Origin of the sequence: Rhizomonospora bruguierae, assembly GCF_018397995.1 — a bacterium.
Taxonomy (GTDB): domain Bacteria; phylum Actinomycetota; class Actinomycetes; order Mycobacteriales; family Micromonosporaceae; genus Rhizomonospora; species Rhizomonospora bruguierae.
In genome coordinates this window covers 1-3,571 of record NZ_BBQH01000071.1, presented here as the reverse complement: position 1 = coordinate 3,571, position 3,571 = coordinate 1, and the positions used below count along the sequence as shown (strand labels likewise).

Annotated in this window: 1 protein-coding gene; it reads left to right on the top strand. The window is 75.8% G+C overall.

Going from position 1 to position 3,571, the window contains the following annotated elements:
* Window positions 1–25: 25 nt before the first annotated feature.
* Window positions 26–3,571 (top strand): type I polyketide synthase (locus tag KJS59_RS25205; protein ID WP_213455451.1); only part of this gene is annotated, 3,546 nt, incomplete at its 3' end.

Genomic DNA, 3,571 nt, shown 5'->3' with positions numbered 1-3,571 from the left:
CCTGGAAGTCGGCCCGGACGCGGTCTTGACTCCACTGACCGAAGGGGCGGTGCCGGCCGCCCGGCGGGAGCAGAGTGAGACCGAGACGCTGATCGGTGCTGTCGCTCAGTTGCACACCACCGGCCAACGGGTCGACTGGGCGGCGGTGCTGCCCAAGGCCAACGTGGTCGACCTGCCCACGTACCCATTCCAGCGGGAGCGGTACTGGGTCGACGCCTCGCAGCACCGGCTCGGCGGCCCCGCCGACATGACGGCCGTCGGGCTCACCGCGGCCGGGCACCCGCTGCTCGGCGCCGCCGTCATGCTCGCCGACTCCGACGGTGTCGTGCTCACCGGCCGGATCTCGCCGGCCGTCCAGCCGTGGCTGGCCGACCACGTCGTCGGCGGTACCATCCTCTTCCCCGGCACCGGCTTCGTGGAGCTCGCGATCCGCGCCGGCGACCAGATCGGCTGCGGCGTCCTCGACGAGCTGACCCTACCGGCGCCGCTGGTGCTCGCCCCGCGCGGCGGCGTCCAGGTCCAGGTGCTCGTGGGCGCCCCCGACGCCGCCGGCCGCCGCACCGTTACCGTCCACTCCCGGGCCGACGACCAGCCCGACCTGCCCTGGACCCTGCACGCGGAGGGCCTGCTCACCGCCGTCGCGCCGCCCGCGCCCGCCGGGCTCGCCCCATGGCCGCCGGCCGGGGCGGTACCCGTCGACGTCGACGGCCTCTACGCGGACCTCGCCGACGGCGGCCTCGCCTACGGTCCGGCGTTCCAGGGCCTGACCGCCGCGTGGCGGGCCGGCGACGAACTGTTCGCCGAGGTGACCCTGCCGAAGGCGGCCGGCGGGGCCGGCGAGTTCGGCGTGCACCCGGCGCTGCTCGACGCGGCCCTGCACGGCGCCATGGTCACCGACCTGTTCGCCGACGCCGAGGGCGCCGTGGTGCCGTTCGCGTGGGCCGGGGTCCACCTGCACTCGGCCGCGGCCACCCACGCCCGGGTCCGGCTGGCCCCCGCCGGCGCGGGCCTGACCCTCACCGTCGCCGACGACGCCGGGCGGCCCGTCCTCTCCGTCGACTCGCTGCACCTGCGGCCCGTCTCGGCGCAGCAACTCGCCACCGCCGCGGCGGGAGCCCAGGACTCCCTCTACACCCTCGACTGGACCCCGGTGCCCGCCACCCCGGGCCCGACGAGCGTGGCCGAGTGGGACGCGCTGAGCGCCGACGGCCCGCTCCCGGACGTCGTCGTGCTGCCGTGTGAGCCCGGCACCGACGCCAGCGCCGTGCGCGCCACGGCCAACTGGGTTCTCGGCGCGATCCAGAACTTCATCGCCGACCAGCGGTTCGCCGCCACCACCGTCGCGATCGTCACCACCGGTGGCATCGCGCTGCCCGGCGAGGACGTCACCGACCTGGCCGGCGCCACCGTCTGGGGGCTGGTCCGGGCCGCGCAGCTGGAGTACCCCGGCCGGTTCGTGCTCGCCGACGTGGACGACCCGGGCGCCATCGCCGCCGTCGTCGCCTCCGGCGAGCCGCAGGCCGTCGCCCGCGGCGGCGTCGTCTACGCGCCGCGCCTCGCCCGCGCCGTCCGCGCTGACGACGGGCCCGCGTTCTCGTTCGGCAACGGCACCGTGCTCATCACCGGCGGCACCGGCGCGCTGGGCCGGCTCGTCGCCCGGCACCTGGTGACCGCGTACGGGATCCGCAGCCTGCTGCTGACCAACCGGCGCGGGACCGCGGCGCCCGGCGCCCGCGAGCTGGCCGACGAACTCACCGCGCTCGGCGCGCGAGTGCACATCGCCGCCTGCGACGTCGCCGACCGCGACGCCCTGGCCGGCGTGCTGACCCAGGTGCCGGCGGAGCACCCGCTGACCGGTGTCGTGCACCTCGCCGGCGTCGTCGACGACGCCCTCATCACCGAGCTGAACTGCGGCCGCATGGACACCGTGCTGTGCCCGAAGGCCGGCGGGGCCTGGCATCTGCACGAACTCACCGCCGAGCTGAACCTCGCCGCGTTCGTGCTCTATTCGTCCGCCACCGGTGTGCTCGGCGCCGCCGGGCAGGGCAACTACGCCGCCGCCAACGCGTTCCTCGACGCGCTCGCCGCCCACCGGCGCGCCGCCGGCCTCCCGGCCCGGTCGCTGGCCTGGGGCCTGTGGTCCAGCGGCATGGCCGCCGGCCTGAGCGACGCGGAGCTGCACCGGATGCAGCGCAACGGCCTCCTCCCGCTCTCGGACGAGCAGGGCCTCGCGCTCCTGGACGCCGCGCTGGCGGTCGACGCCGCGACCGTGCTGCCGATCCGGCTCGACCTGAAGACCCTCGCCGAGGCCGGGCAGAGCCTCCCGCCGATCTTCCGGAGCCTGATCCGGGCCCGCCCGCGCCGCCACGCGGCCGCCGCCCCGGCCGCGGCCAGCGCGCTGCAGCGCGAGCTCGCCGCCCTCGACCCCGCCGACCGCGAGGCGTTCCTGCTCGACCTGATCGGTGGGCACGTCGCGGCGACGCTCGGCTACCGCGACTCCGGTGCCGTCGACCCGTCCCGGGCCTTCAGCGAGCTGGGCTTCGACTCGCTCAGCGCGGTCGAGTTCCGCACCGCGCTCGGCGACAGCGCCGGCGTCCGACTGCCGACCACCCTGGTCTTCGACTACCCGACGCCGTCCGCGCTCGCCCGGCACCTGCTGGCCGAGCTTGCCGGCACCGACGGGCAGGTGGTCCGCCGGGTCGCGGCCAGCACCGGCGACGCCGGCACCGACGACCCCATCGCGATCGTGGGCATGGCCTGCCGGTACCCCCACGGCGCCGACACCCCGGAGGCACTGTGGCGGCTCGTCGCCGACGGCGTCGACGCGACCACTGAGTTCCCGGTCAACCGCGGCTGGGACACCGAGGGCATCTACGATCCGACGGCGCGGCGGCCGTTCACCACGTACACCCGGCGCGGCGGCTTCCTGCACGACGCCGGCGAGTTCGACCCCGGCTTCTTCGGGATCAGCCCGGTCGAGGCCACCACCATGGACCCGCAGCAGTTCCTGCTCCTGGAGACCTCGTGGGAGGCGCTGGAGCGGGCCGGGATCGACCCGACGTCGCTTCGGGGCAGTGCGACCGGCGTCTTCGCCGGGGTCATGTACCACGACTACGCCTACAACAGCAGCACCGGCGCGATCGCCTCCGGCCGCGTCTCGTACGTCCTGGGCATCGAGGGGCCGGCCATGACCATCGACACGGCGTGCTCGTCGTCGCTGGTCGCCATGCACCTCGCGGCGCAGGCGCTGCGCTCGGGCGAGTGCACCCTGGCCCTGGCCGGCGGTGTCGCGGTGATGGCCACCCCCGAGGTCTTCGTCGAGTTCAGCCGCCAGCGCGGGCTGTCCGCCGACGGCCGGTCCAAGTCCTTCGCCGACGCGGCCGACGGGGTGGCGTGGGGAGAGGGCGCGGGCGTGCTGGTGCTGGAGCGGCTCTCCGACGCGCGGCGCAACGGTCACCCGGTGCTGGCGGTGCTGCGCGGCTCGGCGGTGAACCAGGATGGCGCGTCCAACGGGCTGACCGCGCCGAATGGTCCGTCGCAGCAGCGGGTGATTCGTCAGGCGTTGGCGAAT